This is a genomic window from Mesorhizobium sp. B2-4-17 (assembly GCF_006441275.1).
In the GTDB taxonomy this organism is placed as follows: domain Bacteria; phylum Pseudomonadota; class Alphaproteobacteria; order Rhizobiales; family Rhizobiaceae; genus Mesorhizobium.
Window position 1 is genome coordinate 51,822 of the sequence record NZ_VFUX01000025.1, and the last position, 16,759, is coordinate 68,580.

11 protein-coding genes are annotated in these 16,759 nt (G+C 61.8%); 3 read left to right on the top strand and 8 right to left on the bottom strand.

Annotated features, from left to right (window positions below):
- Nucleotides 1-95: 95 nt before the first annotated feature.
- A complete protein-coding gene (locus FJ548_RS20090; protein ID WP_140778791.1) occupies nt 96-1,130 on the bottom strand; it encodes an extracellular solute-binding protein in 1,035 nt (344 codons plus the stop codon).
- Between the two features lie 964 nt (nt 1,131-2,094).
- Between FJ548_RS20090 and FJ548_RS20100 the strand changes: the two genes are divergently transcribed.
- Entirely contained in the window at nt 2,095-2,868 is a 774-nt protein-coding gene (locus tag FJ548_RS20100) for an NAD kinase (RefSeq protein WP_140699101.1), read from the top strand.
- A 191-nt stretch (nt 2,869-3,059) separates the two neighbouring features.
- Nucleotides 3,060-4,649, top strand: a complete 1,590-nt coding sequence (locus FJ548_RS20105; RefSeq protein WP_181168856.1) for a DEAD/DEAH box helicase — start codon at nt 3,060-3,062, stop codon at nt 4,647-4,649.
- 168 nt (nt 4,650-4,817) lie between these two features.
- On the opposite strand, the gene FJ548_RS20110 is transcribed toward FJ548_RS20105, so the two are convergent.
- From FJ548_RS20110 to FJ548_RS20140, 7 genes are all read right to left on the bottom strand, one after another.
- A complete protein-coding gene (locus FJ548_RS20110; RefSeq protein WP_140778793.1) occupies nt 4,818-5,426 on the bottom strand; it encodes a hypothetical protein in 609 nt (202 codons plus the stop codon).
- 242 nt (nt 5,427-5,668) lie between these two features.
- A complete protein-coding gene (locus FJ548_RS20115) occupies nt 5,669-6,319 on the bottom strand; it encodes an OmpA family protein (RefSeq protein ID WP_140609742.1) in 651 nt (216 codons plus the stop codon).
- A gap of 143 nt (nt 6,320-6,462) precedes the next feature.
- A complete protein-coding gene (locus FJ548_RS20120) occupies nt 6,463-6,831 on the bottom strand; it encodes a GFA family protein (protein ID WP_140699104.1) in 369 nt (122 codons plus the stop codon).
- A 206-nt stretch (nt 6,832-7,037) separates the two neighbouring features.
- The gene (locus tag FJ548_RS20125) at nt 7,038-7,415 is read right to left on the bottom strand and encodes a hypothetical protein (RefSeq protein ID WP_140609741.1); all 378 of its coding nucleotides are present in this window, start codon (nt 7,413-7,415) and stop codon (nt 7,038-7,040) included.
- Between the two features lie 308 nt (nt 7,416-7,723).
- A protein-coding gene (prfB, locus tag FJ548_RS20130; RefSeq protein WP_140778794.1) for a peptide chain release factor 2 occupies nt 7,724-8,855 on the bottom strand; the annotation gives its coding sequence in 2 pieces (ribosomal slippage) (nt 7,724-8,788 and nt 8,790-8,855; 1,131 coding nt in all).
- Between the two features lie 225 nt (nt 8,856-9,080).
- The gene (locus FJ548_RS20135; RefSeq protein WP_140609739.1) at nt 9,081-11,537 is read right to left on the bottom strand and encodes a penicillin-binding protein 1A; all 2,457 of its coding nucleotides are present in this window, start codon (nt 11,535-11,537) and stop codon (nt 9,081-9,083) included.
- A gap of 214 nt (nt 11,538-11,751) precedes the next feature.
- A complete protein-coding gene (locus FJ548_RS20140) occupies nt 11,752-13,014 on the bottom strand; it encodes an N-acetylmuramoyl-L-alanine amidase (protein ID WP_140778795.1) in 1,263 nt (420 codons plus the stop codon).
- Nucleotides 13,015-13,665: 651 nt separating this feature from the next.
- Here FJ548_RS20140 and FJ548_RS20145 point away from each other — a divergent pair.
- Entirely contained in the window at nt 13,666-16,659 is a 2,994-nt protein-coding gene (locus tag FJ548_RS20145) for a ribonuclease E/G (RefSeq protein WP_140778796.1), read from the top strand.
- Nucleotides 16,660-16,759: the final 100 nt, after the last annotated feature.

Genomic DNA, 16,759 nt, shown 5'->3' on the forward strand with positions numbered 1-16,759 from the left:
GGAAGTCTCCCGCGATCAAGAGACCGCACTTGGCATGAAGGTGGCCGGGCCGCGCGTTGCGGCCCGGTGGCTGTTCCCGGAGTCGGTTGGCAGCGCTATTTCTGGAGATCGGTCCAGATTTTCGTGTAGAGCGCCTGCACATTCGGCGGACAGGCCTGCATGAACTGGCCCTTGGCGGCAAATTCGGCCGGAATTGCCACTTCAGGCGCGGCCTTCATGTCGTCCGGCATGAAAGCGTCGGATCCCTTGATGCCATTGGCGTAGCGCGCGAAGGCCGAGATCATCGCGGCATTCTTTGGATCCATGATGAAATTCTGGAAAAGCTTGGCGTTCTCGACATTCTTGGCGTCCTTGAGGACGGCGACATTGTCCATCCAGACCGGAAAGCCTTCCTTCGGATAGCCGTAGACGATCTTGTCGTTCTGCAGCCGCTCGCGCAGCGATATGCCATTCCAGTTGACGCCGGCGGCAATGTCGCCCCTGCCCAGGCCGTCGACGGCCGCGTAGTCGAGCGAAAGCCATTTCGCCTTCGCCGCGACCAGCCTGTCGTGCACCTTCTTCAGGACTTGCATGTCGTCGGTGCAGTATTTACCGCCCTCATAGGCGATGGCGAGGAAAAGGATATCGCCCATTTCGGGCACGACATTGATCTTACCGGCGAGTTCCGGTGGCGGGTCGAGGAAAATCGCAGATGTGTTCGGGTCGCCGGCATAGACTGATTTGTTCACCGAAATGCCCGTTGTCCCCCACTGCCATGGAACGGTGTATTTACGGCCCGGATCAAAGGGAACATCGACCCATCGCGGATCGACATTCTTGAAATTCCCCATCTTGTTGGGATCGGTCTCCAGGAGCAGACCTTCGCTGATCCAGATCGGCACGACGCTGGCCGAGGGCACGACGATGTCATAGCCGGACGCGCCCTGGCGGACCTTGGCCAATGCGGTGTCGTTGGAGTCGTAGTCGGTGACGGTGACCTTGACCTTATAGGTTTCCTCGAACTTCTTGATCAGGTCCGGGCTGGTATAGTTGCCCCAGTTGTAGATATTGAGTTCGCCATCGGCGCGGGCAATGCCTGTTACGGCGAAAAGCGATAGCCCAACGACCGCCGCTGTCAGTTTCCAGTTCATGCTAGTGCTCCCATTGTCGGGACCGGCCGCGTCGCCGCCTCAGGTCCATTTCCTGCGATGAACAAGCCTGTTGACGCCTTTCGTCCCGATGATGGGCCGGACGGCTGTCGAGATATTTCCCTCTTCGCGGCCATTCACAGGCAAATGCCGGCTGGCCAACTCGGTTATCCCCGAGGCTAAATTATAACTAACTATACAGTCAATATCTTTTCGCCGGCACTACCGCGACCTAATCAGATGCCCTGCACTTTCCAGGCGGCGAGCCGCTGACAGAATGGCGGCGCAGGCTCAGCCGCGGCTGTTGGCGGGAAGCGAAATCCGATAGTCTGGCCCTCGATTCCTCGGTTTCCGCCAAGACCGCAGGCGATCCAGCAGCAGGCAAGACATGCCGAGCATCGGCGGCGGTTCCATGGCGTGGATGGACGATCGTGCTTTCGCGACCTAGAGCGCTCTTTGCGGGCAAGGCATCCCTGCGGCATCGCCGCAGCGTGACGCCGTGGGTAATGGTCTGGTGCTCATTGCTTCTGACTGGTGCACAAGCTCGGCGAAGACCAGCGCGAAGCTACCCAGCATGACAAAAACGACGATCAGGCGTGTTACCGGCAATGTGTCGGCCTCGTCTGGCTGGCGCATATCCCGGGCTTGAGGTTTCCAGGGATCATGCGCACGATCAAAAGTGCCGCAGCCTCCATTTGACATCCCGAAGGATACAGCGGTGCCGCGGGCGCCCCACGCTGCCCATGCCGGCTAACATGATCGATCCGCGTTTACGAGAGTTTAAGCCCCGCCTTAACCATCACATTCGCCCGCGCTTTGACATGAAGCGCGACCTACCGGCTTTAGCGACGCAGCCCGGCGCAGTTTCGCTGGCCGACATACCGGCTCTCTTTGCAGACCCGCCCGCCCATGCTACCCCGGCGCTGGCGCGGCCGGAATCTCGCCAATCGGTCGCGATCGGGGAGCCATGAGCACAGCCGCCAACAGCATCGCCTTCGTTTCGTCCGACACAGCAGACGCCAAGGCGGCGCTGGAAAGCCTGACGAGGCGCTATGGTCAGTGTTCGGTCGCGGACGCGGGCGTTGTGGTGGCCTTGGGCGGCGACGGCTTCCTGCTGCAGACTTTGCGCGACACGATGGGAACGGGAAAGAAGGTCTACGGCATGAACCGTGGCACCATAGGCTTCCTGATGAATGAGTACCGGTCCGGAGGGCTCGCCGAGCGCATCGCGGCCGCGGTCGCCGAAACGATCCGCCCGCTCGAAATGCAGGCCGTCACCTCGGAAGGCGAAACGGTGTCGGCGCTGGCGATCAACGAAGTGGCGCTGTGGCGCCAATCCTATCAGACGGCCAAGATCCGCATCAGTGTCGACGACCAGATACGGCTCGAAGAACTGAGCTGCGATGGCGTAATGATCGCCACGCCTGCGGGATCGACCGCTTACAATCTTTCCGCGCACGGCCCGATCCTGCCGCTCGACGCTCCGCTTCTGGCGCTTACGCCGGTCAGCCCGTTTCGCCCGCGCCGCTGGCGTGGTGCGTTGCTCTCCAACAAGGCGACCGTGCGCTTCGACATTCTGGAGCCTGAAAAGCGGCCGGTGAACGCCGCCGCCGACCACACGGAGGTCAAGGCGGTGACTTCCGTGACAGTGCGGGAATCGCCGACAGCCACGGCGACCTTGCTGTTCGATCCCAACCATTCCTGGAACGAACGCATCCTGGCTGAACAGTTCCGTTACTGAGCCGGCACAGAGAGAAGCGGCCGGATTAAGCATCGCGATTAAGGTTACGACTTCACAATCGCGCCAATCCCGCCTGTTTCTGTTGACAAATCGTGGACTTGCGCCTAATCGCATACCAACTTTGCAGGCGCGCGGCGCTTGCCGCGACGAATGACGTTGCGCCTCCCCGAACCAGCCAAAGACGACAACACTTGTCCTCAGACACCACGATCGCTCAAGAAGCGTTGACCTTTTCAGACCTCGGCCTGTCGCCGAAGGTGCTTTCCGCAGTCACCGATGCCGGCTACACGCAGCCGACTCCGATCCAGGCCGGCGCCATCCCGCACGCCTTGCTCGGCAAGGACGTGCTGGGTATTGCCCAGACCGGCACCGGCAAGACGGCCTCCTTCGTGCTGCCGATGCTGACCCGGCTGGAAAAGGGCCGCGCCCGCGCCCGCATGCCGCGCACGCTGATCCTGGAGCCTACGCGCGAACTCGCCGCACAGGTCGAGGAAAACTTCGTCAAATACGGCAAGAACCACAAGCTCAACATTGCGCTGCTGATCGGCGGCGTGTCGTTCGACGAGCAGGACAAGAAGCTGGAGCGCGGCGCCGACGTGCTGATCGCGACGCCTGGCCGCCTGCTCGACCACCGCGAGCGTGGCAAGCTGCTGCTCAACGGTGTCGAGATCCTTGTCATCGACGAGGCCGACCGCATGCTCGACATGGGCTTCATTCCCGATATCGAGCGCATCTGCGAGATGATCCCGTTCACCCGGCAGACGCTGTTCTTCTCGGCGACCATGCCGCCCGAGATCACCAAGCTGACGGAGAAATTCCTGCATGCCCCGGTGCGGGTCGAGGTGTCGAAGGCGGCGTCCGCGGCCACCAACATCATACAGAGGCTGGTGAAATCCGGCTCCAAGCCCTGGGACAAGCGCGAAACGCTGCGCAACCTGATGAAGGCCGAAGATGCGGAACTGAAGAACGCCATCATCTTCTGCAACCGCAAGGTCGAGGTGTCGGAGCTGTTCCGCTCGCTGCTGAAGCATGATTTCGATGCCGGCGCACTGCATGGTGACATGGACCAGCGCGCCCGCATGCAGATGCTGGCCAATTTCCGTGACGGCAAATTGCGCTATCTCGTCGCTTCGGACGTGGCCGCGCGCGGCCTCGATATCCCCGACGTCAGTCACGTCTTCAACTATGACGTTCCGATCCATGCAGAGGATTATGTCCACCGTATTGGCCGTACCGGCCGCGCTGGTCGCTCGGGCAAGTCCTTCACCATCGCGACCAAGTCCGACACCAAGTATATCGACGCCATCGAACGGCTGATCGGCACCAAGATCGAGTGGCATGACGGCGACCTGTCGACGGTTGTTGCCAGCGAGAGCGAGGATGATGCTCCGCGCCGTGGCAAAGGCGCGCCGCGTCGTGCCGGCCGCAAGGACGAGGACCGCAAGGCCCATGACCGCAAGGACAATGGCGAGCGCAAGCGAGGCGGCGAACGTCGTGCCCGACGCAGCGAGGAAGATGCCCCAGCCGCGGTTGCCCAGCAGAGCGAACAGCCCGATGCACCCGAGTCGGCCGTGGCCGACATTGTCGAACGGCGCGCGCGCAAGGATGCGATCCGTTCGGAAAACACCGAGCGCAAGACGTCCTCGGATCGAGCACCGGAGCGCGGTGACACCAGGCCCCAGCGCAACCGCCCTGCCCGCCAGCATCAGGAAGACAATGATAGCACCGTCGGCTTCGGCGACGACATGCCGGCCTTCATGCGCATCGTCGCCAAGGTCTGATCGCCGAACGATTGAAAGCAAGCCGGCCATCCGGCTTGCCCTGCCGGCAGGCGTCTAGCCGCGTCGCGTGTGAACCGAGTCAGGCGACGCGCTTTAGGCCTTTGTTTCCTCCATGTCGTGCTCCCAAGGGACCACTTCTGGCGACATGCATTAGCTCTGACTTGCCCGTTACATCGGTCCAGGCACCATCTTGGTCGGTTTCTCCAGCATCGGAAACTCGGCCTTGTTGCATTTCACGTTCGGGTTCGTCGGGCTGAACATGCCGTTCGGATTGTCCCTGAACAGCCAGGCGTGAAGATCATAGTGGACGAACTCCCTCGGAATGAGCGGATAGTGTCCCTCCATCGGGCCCTGGAAGGTTTGGCCGAGCAGTTTCGGCGGCTCCTTGATGTCTGGCGTCAGCGGCACCAGCCATTCCACCCCGACAAGTTGCAAGCCCTTTTTCGTCGGTTCGTAGATCAGCACATTGGGGCGCATCGGATCGAGTTTTTGGCCGACACTTTGAGCGTTGACGAAATGGATGCCCATGGCGCCTTTCGGGTAGTCCATCGCGCCCGGTATCTTTTCTCCGCTGTAATAGACGCAGCCGACCGTCGACAGATAAAGGTCGCGAACGGCGACGGTGTAGTCCTGATATTTGGCCAGCGATTTTTTCAAGGCGTCGATGTCGGCCTTGTTGGCGTCTTCGGCCACGGCCGAAGCGACGCCTAACCATGCGCCTACAATACTCGTCAAAGCGAGGACGCCGCAGCGCCCAAGGCAGGCTGTTCTTGTCATGCATTCCTCCCAGATTTTCTGATCTGGCCGTTCAAGACGGAGGCGGAAAATGCTGATTGCGCGGCCAGTTGTACCGCCTCATCCCCTCTGGACAGCCACGATGCTATTCCTTTCCACGGCCGCAGGAAAGCAGCTATTTAGAACTAGCTAATTCCCCAGCGCGCCAATCTGAAGAGCGCCGAAATCGGCTCAAACAAGAACGGCCCCACATGGGACCGTTTCGCATTCGCATGCCGTCCAGTTCAGGTGAGCGGAGAAAGCTGGATCTCGACGCGCCGGTTTTGGGCGCGGCCTTCGGCCGTTGCATTGGATGCGACAGGCCGCGTCTTGCCGAAGCCGGTGACGGCAAAGCGGCGCGAATCGACGCCCTGACCGGACAGATAGTTGGCGACGGCCAGCGCACGCCGCTGCGACAGATCGAAATTGTGCTGGTCGCCGCCGGTCGAATCGGTATGGCCGAAGACATCGACGGTCGTCTGGCGGAACTTCTTCAGTACCAGCGCGACGGAATTCAGCACCGGATAGAAGCCGGGCTTCACCGCGTCCTGATCGACATTGAAGGTGATGTCGGATGGCATGTTGAGGATGATCTGGTCGCCACTGCGGGTGACGCTGACTCCGGTGCCCTGAAGCTGGCGGCGCAGCTCGGCCTCGTTCTGATCCATGGTGGCGCCGATGGCGCCGCCGGCCAGTGCACCAATACCGGCACCAATCAACGCGTTGCGGCGATCATTGCCACCGGCAAGCAGGCCGAGGCTGGCGCCAGCCAAGGCGCCGAGGCCGGCACCAGCGGCCGTGTTGGAAATCTTCTGGTCGCCGGTATACGGATCGGTCGTGGTGCAGGCGCTCACGAGCAAAGCCGTCGCCACAACGACGAGCACGGTCTTCTTCATAGGATGGTCCCTCTCCAAGTCACGCCATTGCGATGGCGCCAAATCAGCCCTTCCCGCGACTTGTACCATGAAATACGGCGAAAAGCGGAATGGCAAAAGCGCCTGCCGCAGCTTTTCCCCGGAGCTGACTGACGCTTGGAAGGCTACCAGAGATTCTTGCCGTCAATGACCACCACTTCGATCTTGTCGAGATCGAAATCGTCGAATAGCCGAGAATTGACGCTGATCTTCGGATTGTCGAAATCCGGCTCGCCAGTCGACCAATCCGGCGTTTCCGTGAAGGTGCCGCAGCCACAGGTCGGGCAAAAACCATGTTTTACAGTCTTCGAGCCCCATTGATAGAACGTCACGTTTTTCATCGGGGTAATAAGCTTGAACTGCGATGGGGTGTAGTAGGCCCAGAGCGAGCCGCGTTTCGAGCAGAACGAACAGGTGCATCGCGTCACCGTTTCTGGCGCCTGCGAAACCTCGAACGCGGTGGCCTTGCAGTGGCAGCTTCCCTTGATGGTCATGAACATCACCTCTCCATTGTCCGCCGCCCGCGCGGCAAGGCACCATAAAGAAGCGATCCTGACAACTGTCCGTCAGCAGGCTTTTGCCCGCGGACAGCAGTCAGCGGCTCTAAAGCGTGTCGCGTTCGAACGGATTGTGGCGACGCACTTTAGGTCTCTGTTTCATGCTTGTCGGGCTCCCGGAACCGGGACCCAGGCGACATGCATCAGTAAGACTGCGGCGGCACAAACAGGCAGATCGTCTTGCCTGCATCGAGACCGGCCACGTGAGCACACCAATGAAACTCACCGTCGGGCGAATCCTTGATCCGCCTGTCGCTGTAGGCCAGCACCTCCCCGGTATCCTTGATGACATAGCCTTCCGGGCGCTCGCTGATCGAGGTCTGCGATACCTCGCGGCAGTCGTAGTTCGCGCAGCAGGCGAACGGATAGCTCCAGCCTTGCGGTTTGGCCGCGGTCGGCTTGGCGTCATGCGCCAGGGCTGGCGCCGTCAGGGCAGCTATCGCGCAGGCAGCACACAGAGGCAGGAGAGGCCGGCCAACCGATGGAACGGCAAAGGCCGATCTAAAACCGGCAGAGAACATGGCAACGCTCCTTTCAAACGAGATTCAAGCATTTCGCTTGCCCGTTCCCGGAACGTGTCTTCCCAGTGGCCGAACCGTCAGCAGATATGCCGCGACCGGCCATATATGCTTTGCCTCCTCCTACCTCTAATGGTGAGCCGAAATGCGAGCCGGCGCAAGCAATAGCTGCGTAGCCGGCCCATGCGCTGCCATCGCGGCAGCCACAGCGCGCTTTCACACAGCGCCAGCTCGTCGCGACAATGGTGAAAAAGGGCGAACCAAATGCGCGACTGTCATTCGCTGGCCTGCGTCGCAGGACATCGGCTGACCTAATCCAGGTCCGCCATCACTTCGCCCGCGCCGCCCTCGATGCGTTGCGACAGCGAGGCCTCCATGAATTCATCGAGGTCGCCGTCGAGCACGCTCGACGGGCTGCTGCTTTCGACACCGGTGCGCAGGTCCTTCACCAACTGGTAGGGCTGCAGCACATAGGAGCGGATCTGGTGACCCCAGCCGATGTCGCTCTTCGAGGCTTCGGTGGCATTGGCGATGGCCTCACGCTTCTTCAGCTCTTCCTCGTAGAGGCGCGAGCGCAGCATTTCCCAAGCCTTTGCCCGGTTCTTGTGCTGCGAACGCTCGGCCTGGCAGGCGACCGCGATGCCCGTGGCGATATGGGTGATGCGCACGGCCGAATCGGTGGTGTTGACGTGCTGGCCACCTGAGCCGGAGGAGCGATAGGTGTCGATGCGCACGTCCGATTCGGAAACATCGATCTCGATCGTGTCGTCGACGACAGGATAGACCCAGATACTGGAAAAGGACGTATGCCGGCGCGCGTTGCTGTCATAAGGTGAAATACGCACCAGGCGGTGGACGCCCGATTCGGTCTTCAGCCAGCCATAGGCATTGTGGCCCTTGATCAGCAATGTCGCGGACTTGATGCCCGCTTCTTCGCCGTCATGCACTTCCAGCACCTCGACCTTGAACCGGCGGCGCTCGGCCCAGCGCGTGTACATGCGCAAAAGCATCGAGGCCCAGTCCTGGCTCTCGGTGCCGCCGGCGCCGGCATGAATTTCGAGATAGGTGTCGTTGGCGTCGGCTTCGCCCGACAGCAGCGTCTCGACCTGGCGGGCCTTCGCCTCGCCCTGCATCGAGCGGATCGCGGCTTCCGCCTCGGCAATGACGCCCTCGTCACCCTCTTCCTCGCCGAGCTCGATCAGGCCGATATTGTCTTCCAGGGCCTGGGTCAGGCCCTTGACCGCCGCTATGCCTTCCTCGAGGCCTTGGCGTTCGCGCATCAGCTTCTGCGCTTCCAGCGGTTCGTTCCAGAGGCTGGCGTCCTCGGCACGGACATTCAGGTATTCAAGCCGTTTAATGGCCTGATCCCAGTCAAAGATGCCTCCTCAGCAGGGTTATCGCCTGCCTGATCTCGTCGACAATATTCTGCGTTTCCGCGCGCATGGCCTGGTATTTTGTCCTGTTGCTGAAAGTGACGGTTAGAGCGGATCGGTGTTTGAAGGAAACGCCGAACCGCTGCAACTTTTCTGTTTGACGCAATTCCGGACGGAAAACCGCTAGGCACTTTCCTGGAATTGCTCTGGTCGGCGCGATACATAGGGACGGTGCTGCCGCGTGTAAAGCGAAATGGGCCAGCCCCGGGCTGGCCCATGGTCGGGATTTGAACCGTCAGTAGAGGCCGCCGCCACCGTCCTGAATGGCCTGGTTGGCCTGCGGCGATAGTGCGCCGCCGGAGGCGTTGGAGCCGTCGGCGCCCATGCCGATCACCCAATAGCTGTCGGCGGGGCCGGTACCTGGCTTGAAGGCCTCGATGATGGTGCCCGGGTCACCCGGTGTCGCCCGCATGCCGGTCTTGCGGTTGATGGCGATCAGGCTCATGCCATCGGGAACCTTGAAGTCGACATTGGGCGTGCCGTCCAGCGCCACACGCATGAAATCCTTGAAGATCGGAGCGGCGAGACCGCCGCCGGTGGCGCCATGGCCAAGGCCGCGCGGCGTGTCGTAGCCCATATAGAGGCCGACGACGAGGTTGGGCGTAAATCCGATGAACCAGGCGTCCTTCTCGTCATTGGTCGTTCCGGTCTTGCCGGCGATGTGGCGGCCGAGCTCGCCGATGGTGGCGCCGGTGCCGCGCTGCACGACGCCTTCCATCATCGAGGTGATCTGGTATGCGGTCATCGGATCGAGCACCTGCTCGGAATTGTCGACCAGTTCCGGCTCCGGCTGGTTCTTCCATTCAGGCGCGTTGCAGCCCTCGCAGCCACGCTCATCCTGCTTGAACACCGTCTTGCCGTAGCGATCCTGGATGCGGTCGATCAGCGACGGCTTGATCGACTTGCCGCCATTGGCCATGATCGAATAGGCCGAAACCATGCGCATGACAGTCGTCTCGCCGGAGCCAAGCGCCATCGGCAAATACGGCGCCAGATGATCATAGACGCCGAAGCGCTCCGCATATTCGACGACCAGCTTCATGCCCATGTCGTTGGCAAGCCGCACCGTCATCAGGTTGCGTGACTTCTCGATGCCGGAGCGCAGGGTTGCCGGCCCGGCGACGGTGCCGTCATAGTTCTTCGGCGTCCAGGTCGTGTTGCCGCTCTGGATGGTGATCGGTCCGTCCATGATCACCGAGGCCGGCGTATAGCCGTTGTCGAGCGCGGCCGAATAGACGATCGGCTTGAACGAAGAGCCTGGCTGGCGCATCGCCTGGGTGGCGCGGTTGAACTCGGACTGGGCGTAGGAGAAACCGCCGACCATGGCCAGCACGCGGCCGGTATGCGGATCCATGGCGATCAGGCCGCCTTCCACCTCGGGAACCTGGCGCAGGCTGTAGGCATTGTCGGAGCCCTCGTTCTTCTGCACGAAGATGACGTCGCCCGGTTTGAGCACTTCGGCCGGCGACTTGGCCTTGACGGTCTTGCCGCCGACCACATGGCGCATGGCGAAGCCCATGTCGTCCTTGCTGACGGTGCCTTCGACACGTTCCTTGACGATGTCGCCAGACGCCTGGCGCGCGGGCTGCAGGCCGATCGACAGGCCGGTCGCGGAACTGTCGAGCACGACGGCGAGCGACCATTCGGGAACATCCTCGAGGCCCTTGACGTTGCCCAGAGGCACGCCCCAGTCACCGGATACGTCGATTGATTTCACCGGCCCGCGATAACCGCGCAGCGTATCGTACTTCAACAGGCCGTTCTGCATCGCCTTGCGGGCAATGAGCTGTATCTTCGGATCAAGCGTCGTGCGAACGGACAGGCCGCCTTCGTAAAGCGCGTTCTCGCCATAGCGGGCGATGATCTGGCGGCGAACCTCCTCGGTGAAATACTCGCCGGCGAAAAGATAGGTGCCGGTGCGGCGTGGCGTCACGCCGAGCGGCTCGGCCTTGGCCTTGTTGCCTTCCTCACGCGTGACGTAGCCATTCTCGACCATCTGGTCGATGACCCAGTTACGGCGCTCGATCGCGCGATCGGCATGCTTGAAGGGATGGTAATTGTTCGGTCCCTTCGGCAGGGAGGCCAGATAAGCGGCCTCGGCCACGGTCAGCTCGTTCACCGACTTGTCGAAATAAGTAAGCGCCGCGCCGGCCACACCATAGGCGCCGAAGCCGAAGAAGATTTCGTTGAGGTAGAGCTCGAGAATGCGATCCTTGGGATAGGCCTGCTCGATGCGGAAGGCCAGGATCATTTCCTTGATCTTGCGCTCGTAGGTCTGGTCCGCGGTCAGCAGGAAGTTCTTGGCCACCTGCTGGGTGATCGTCGAGGCGCCGACCTGGCGCCTGCCCGAGCCAAGATTCTGGAAGTTGACGATGATGGCGCGGCCAAGGCCGGTCACGTCGATGCCGGGGTGGTTGTAGAAGTTCTTGTCCTCGGCCGACAGGAACGCCGCCTTGACGCGATCCGGGATCGCCTGGATCGGCAGGTACAGGCGCCGCTCGCGCGCATATTCGGCCATCAGCGAGCCATCCGAGGCATGGATGCGGGTGGTCACCGGCGGCTCATACTTGGCCAGCACCTCGTAGTCGGGCAGATCCTTGGACAGATGGCTGATGTAAATCGCAACGCCCGCCGCGACCAGAAGGGCCAGCGTCGTGCCGATGCCGAAGAAATAGCCAATGAGACGAATCATACCCGCTCCAGTCCTTGGTTCGGGAATTTCCTAAACGAAGCCGCCTTCCACGCAAGCTTTCGAGCCGGTCCCAAACCGTAATCGAAAACCCATGTCGCCACCATGTGGACAAAATACGGCAAGCCCTGATTTCGTGACCGCGCGCCGGAAATAAAGGCAGCTTGTGTTGTCGTCGCGCAACGCCGCCTCCGGTTGCGGGCCCCCATGAGGCATGTCAGCCCCCGGTTGCGGTTCCGGCCCGGGCGGAAGCGAACAGCGCAACAGCGTTGGCTATGCTTTGCGCGGCCTTGCCGCGCCACTCGGTGTTGAGGAGCTGCGCCTCGTCCTTGGCGTTCGAGAGATAGCCGAGCTCGACCAGCACGGATGGCACGTCTGGCGCCTTCAGCACCTTGAATCCCGCGGAACGTTGCGGATTGTTGATGAGGCCCACGCTGGTCGACAGCTGGCCGACCAATGTGTGGGCAAAACTCATCGAGAAGGTGTGCGTCTCGCGGCGGATCAGATCGATCAGGATGTCTGTCACTTCCTTGTTGTCGTCCTTGATAACCATGCCGGCGAACTGGTCGGAGAGATTTTCGCGGTCGGCAAGCGCCTGTGCCTCGGGGTCCGACGCCTTGTCGGAGACGGTGTAGACGGTGGCGCCACGGATGCCCTTGACGCTGATCGTGTCGGCATGGATCGAGATCAGCAGGTCTGCCTCATGCTGGCGGGCGATGCGCACGCGGTCGTCCAGGCGCAGATATTCATCGGTGTCACGCGTCATGAAGACATCGTATTTGCCGATAGCCGCGAGCTTGTCGCGCAACTCCGTGGCAAACGCCAGTGTGACGTTCTTCTCGATGGTGCCGTTCAGGCCCTCGGCGCCGCCGTCGATACCGCCATGGCCGGGATCGAGGACGACGGTGAAGCGGTGGCCCGGATTGGAGACCGGGCCGGTGCCTACCCGCCCACCCTTGTCGGTCGAAACCGTGGAGCCGGTGGTCAACGCCTGGTTGCCAAGGGCGATGTCGAACTCCCGTTCGGAGGCCGCCGACATGTCGATGGCGATGCGGTAGCCGGTTCCGTCATCGTTCTTGAGCACATCCAGCTTGTCGACGGCGAACGGCCCCTTGCCGGTGAGGATCAGCCGCGAAACGCCGTCGCCGATCTCGCCCAGCCGCACGCCCTTGACCAGGCCGCGCGGCTTCAGATCCTTGGCGTCGATGGCCAGCCTGGTATTCGCAAGATCGATGACCAGACGATTGGGCCCACGCAGCAGGAACCATTTGATGTCCGGCTCGCGATCGAAATCCATGACGATGCGCATCTTGGTGGCATCGCCCGCCATCTTGTAACTCTTCGCCACGAGCGGTGCATCCGCGGCATTGGCAACAGAGGAGCACGCAAGGAAAATCGCCATCAGCAGCAGGAGACGGAAGGCGCCGAGAATCTGGCCGCCAACACGACATCCCTTGTCTGTGAAGTCTGCCAGTCCCATCTCTCTTCCAGTCGCTCACGGTTTGGCGCCAGGCGCCTGCTCGTTTCATCGAAGTGCCGGTTAGGCCGCGAACTCGATTAACGATTGGTATCCAGAGAAGGTTAACCAAGCCTTTTCATGCAAGGTCGGAACCCAGGTTACGCTGCGGAACTGCTTTTTGCCGGCATCGGAAATCGGGGTTGCCTTCCAACCCGCCAAATCATAAAAGCGATAGTGGATCACTGCAATCCTGGAACCGCCCTCCTCCGCAGCTTCCTGCTACAGGGTCAGATGAAAGGCGGCTCCTTTCGCTTCACGCGAGAAGGCTACAGGTGATCGCGACGAATTTCGCAGGTGTGCGCCCGTGGCGGGGGAATCGCCTGCGTGAGGAAAACGGCCGGGTTTGTTCCCGTGCCGGCTCTGTATGAGCAAACAAGCTGGTCCGGTTTCCGGGCTTTGGTTCAAAGGTTCTGCTGGTGACGATGGCTTCAAGCGCAATCATGGAAAGGTCCGCATCAAACCGCGCCAATATGGCTGCGGGCGGCACCGCCATGACACGCAGGCAGCGTCCGGCGGACGTTCAATTATCCGGCACCCACATTCATCCAGACACACAGCAGCGGGCTTTGCCCCGCCAGCTGCGGCTGACGGCTGCCGGGGGGAAACGAAATAATGCCCAACAAAATGCTGATAGACGCCTCCCACCCGGAGGAAACACGCGTTGTCGTCGTACGCGGTAACCGTATCGAAGAATTCGACTTTGAATCCCAGGACAAGAAGCAGCTCAAAGGAAATATCTATCTCGCCCGCGTAACGCGCGTCGAACCCTCCCTTCAGGCAGCTTTTGTCGAATATGGCGGCAACCGTCACGGTTTTCTCGCCTTCAGTGAAATACATCCCGACTACTACCAGATCCCGGTCGCCGATCGTCAGGCACTGCTGCGCGCGGAAGCGCAGGAGGCCGAAGACGAGGAGGACGAGGATGGCGATGGCGACGATCGCCAGAACCGTGACCGCGGACGGCGCGGACGCCGGCGCGGCGGCAAGAGCCGCGACCGTGCCGAGCACAAGCGCGATGCCGGTTCAGCCGATTCCGACGAGGCAAACGAAGCCGCCGGCGAGACAGGTGAGGACAACGGCCGTGACGCTGACGTCATCGCCGAGGACACCTCCCACGTTTCGGAAACCATCGAACATGCGGCGGATACCTCCGAACATGTCGATGCATCCGAACACGCCGATGAATCCCATCATGATGAAGGTCCTTCCGAACAGGGCGACTCTTCTTCCGAAGAGGGCGAAAACGAGACCCGCGACGGCGGTTCTACTTCGATCGCCGCCTCCGTCGAAGCCGATGTGATTTCCGAGCCCGCCCCGCAGGCTGAACAGGGCAGCGAAGCCACCTCCACCGACAATGATCGTGGCATGCTGGAGGAGGTGCAGTCCTCGCATCCCGACGATCATGAGGTCGAATCGGTCGGTGCGGAGGATGCGCTGGAAGAAGTGCGCAACCGCCGCAAGCCGGTGCGCCGCCAGTACAAGATCCAGGAAGTCATCAAGCGTCGGCAGATCCTGCTGGTGCAGGTCGTCAAGGAAGAGCGCGGCAACAAGGGCGCCGCACTCACCACCTATCTGTCGCTTGCCGGCCGTTATTCGGTGCTGATGCCGAACACGGCGCGCGGTGGCGGCATTTCACGCAAGATCACCAGCGCGGTCGACCGCAAGCGTCTCAAGGAAGTCGTTGCCGATCTTGAAGTGCCGCAAGGCATGGGCGTCATCCTGCGCACCGCCGGCGAGAGCCGCACGAAGGCCGAGATCAAGCGCGACTATGAATATCTGATGCGGCTCTGGGAGAACGTGCGCAGTCTCACGCTGCAATCCACAGCCCCTGCCCTCGTCTATGAGGAAGGCAGCCTGATCAAGCGCTCCGTGCGCGACCTCTACAACAAGGATATCGACGAGATCCTTGTCTCGGGCGAGGAAGGCTATCGCGAGGCCAAGGACTTCATGCGCATGCTGATGCCGAGCCACGCCAAGGTGGTTCAGCCGTTCCGCGACACAACGCCGATCTTCGTGCGCAACGGCATCGAGGCGCAGCTCGACCGCATGCTGCAGCCGCAAGTGACGCTGAAGAGCGGCGGCTACATCATCATCAACCAGACCGAGGCGCTGGTCGCCATCGACGTCAATTCGGGGCGCTCCACCAAGGAGCACTCGATCGAGGACACCGCGCTCCACACCAATCTGGAAGCGGCCGAGGAAGTTGCCCGCCAGCTCAGGCTGCGCGACCTTGCCGGCCTGATCGTCATCGACTTCATCGACATGGAGGAGAACCGTAACAACCGCTCCGTCGAGAAGCGGCTGAAGGATCACCTCAAGAACGATCGCGCGCGCATCCAGGTCGGCCGCATCTCGCATTTCGGCCTGATGGAAATGTCGCGTCAGCGCATCCGCGCCAGCGTGCTGGAATCGACCATGAAGCCGTGTCCGCATTGCGGCGGCACCGGCCATGTGCGCTCCGATTCATCGGTGGCGCTGATGGTGGTTCGGGCGATCGAGGAATTCCTGCTCAAGGATTCGCGCAGCCACATCACGGTTCGCACGCCTGCGGCAACGGCACTCTACGTGCTCAACCACAAACGCGGCACGCTGGTGGAACTGGAAAGCCGTTTCGGCCTGACCATCACCATCGAGGCCGACGATGCGGTAGGCGCGCAGCACTACGCGATCTTCCGCGGCGCTCTGGCCGAAAAGCCCGAAGGCTTCGTCGAGGTGCGCAGCCTGCCGGCCTATGTCGAGCCGGAAGAGCCCGAGGACGAGATTGTCGTCGTTGACGAAGAGGATGAGGCATCGGAGCAGGCAGAGCAGCCTCGCCAACAGCCGCAGCAGCACCAACAGCCGCGGCCTGCCGGTGGCGAGGATGGCGAAGGCCGCGACCGCAAGCGCCGCAAGCGCCGCAGACGTCGTGGCGGCAGGGATCGCGACCGTGAGCATGGCGCGCCGGCCGACGGCTCGTCCATCTCTGCTCCGGCCGGAGATTTCTCCGATCAAGCAGACGCGGAGGTCAATGACGAGACCGAAACCGACAATGCCGCCCCGGTCGCTGCCAGTGCGTCGGATGAGGCAACGCAGGCGTCGGACGACAGCCAGGGCAAGAAGCGCCGGCGCGGCAAGCGCGGCGGCAAGCGCAACCGTCGAGAAGACGGCGAAGGCGAGGCCGAGGCAAGTGCCGGCGAAACGACCGAGGCGTCCGAGGCTGATGCTTCGGAAAGCGAGCCCGCGTCGATCGAACCGGTTGCCGTTGCCGCGACGGAAGAGCCGATAGTGGCTCCGGTCAGCGACGAGGTGCCAACCACAGAGAAGCCCAAGAGGGCGCGCCGTGCGGCCAAACCGAAGAAGGCAACCGCCGAGGCCGTCGCCGAGACAAGCCTTGTCGAAGCGGCCGCGGAAACGCCGGTTGAGACTCCGGTGACCGCCGCTGAGGAAACAGTGGTCGCGGCCGTCGAAGAGGAGCCTTCAAAGGTCCGGTCATCGCGACGCAAGCCGGCCGCCATCGGTGCACCGGTCGTGCCGGTGGTTTCGTCGACCGTCGACGATGAGCCGGAAGTCAAGGCCGAGGAAAAGCCGAAGCGTGCCGGCTGGTGGCAGCGGAAAGGCTTTTTCTAAGCCTTTCAACGGCTTGAAATTATTTCTTGATAAGAAAATCCCGCGCCAATCGACATATGGCGCGGGATTTTTCATATCTGGCGGCCCAACAGGGCGCGAA

Coding starts and splice junctions, on each gene's coding strand:
- FJ548_RS20090 (WP_140778791.1), bottom strand. CDS start 1,130: ATGAACTGGAAACTGACAGCGGCGGTCGTTGGGCTATCGCTTTTCGCC.
- FJ548_RS20100 (WP_140699101.1), top strand. CDS start 2,095: ATGAGCACAGCCGCCAACAGCATCGCCTTCGTTTCGTCCGACACAGCA.
- FJ548_RS20110 (WP_140778793.1), bottom strand. CDS start 5,426: ATGACAAGAACAGCCTGCCTTGGGCGCTGCGGCGTCCTCGCTTTGACG.
- FJ548_RS20115 (WP_140609742.1), bottom strand. CDS start 6,319: ATGAAGAAGACCGTGCTCGTCGTTGTGGCGACGGCTTTGCTCGTGAGC.
- FJ548_RS20120 (WP_140699104.1), bottom strand. CDS start 6,831: ATGACCATCAAGGGAAGCTGCCACTGCAAGGCCACCGCGTTCGAGGTT.
- FJ548_RS20125 (WP_140609741.1), bottom strand. CDS start 7,415: ATGTTCTCTGCCGGTTTTAGATCGGCCTTTGCCGTTCCATCGGTTGGC.
- FJ548_RS20135 (WP_140609739.1), bottom strand. CDS start 11,537: ATGATTCGTCTCATTGGCTATTTCTTCGGCATCGGCACGACGCTGGCC.
- FJ548_RS20140 (WP_140778795.1), bottom strand. CDS start 13,014: ATGGGACTGGCAGACTTCACAGACAAGGGATGTCGTGTTGGCGGCCAG.
- FJ548_RS20145 (WP_140778796.1), top strand. CDS start 13,666: ATGCCCAACAAAATGCTGATAGACGCCTCCCACCCGGAGGAAACACGC.